The 224-nt window shown below is 47.3% G+C and carries 1 protein-coding gene; it reads right to left on the bottom strand.

The window, feature by feature from the left end; all coding sequences use genetic code 11:
* A partial coding sequence (locus G9G53_RS26105; RefSeq protein WP_165150926.1) for a transposase occupies positions 1-224 on the bottom strand: 224 nt, incomplete at both ends.

Here is a 224-nt window from a genome sequence, read left to right on the forward strand (position 1 = left end):
AACACGCCCACCCACCATTCGGTGAGAGATCGCCTGCAGCACAATTTCATCGAAGATATCTTGAAAGATCGTGGTGTCTTTAAAGCGAGTACGACGATTCCAGCTAATCGTCGTATGGTCCGGAACTTTATCCGTTAAGCCCAACCTCAGAAACCAACGATAAGCTAGGTTCGTCTGAATTTCTCGCTCGAGTTGCCGTTCTGAGCGAATGCCATAGAAATAAC

The sequence above is a fragment of the Paenibacillus sp. EKM206P genome (assembly GCF_011066155.1).
Classification (GTDB): domain Bacteria; phylum Bacillota; class Bacilli; order Paenibacillales; family Paenibacillaceae; genus Paenibacillus; species Paenibacillus polymyxa_D.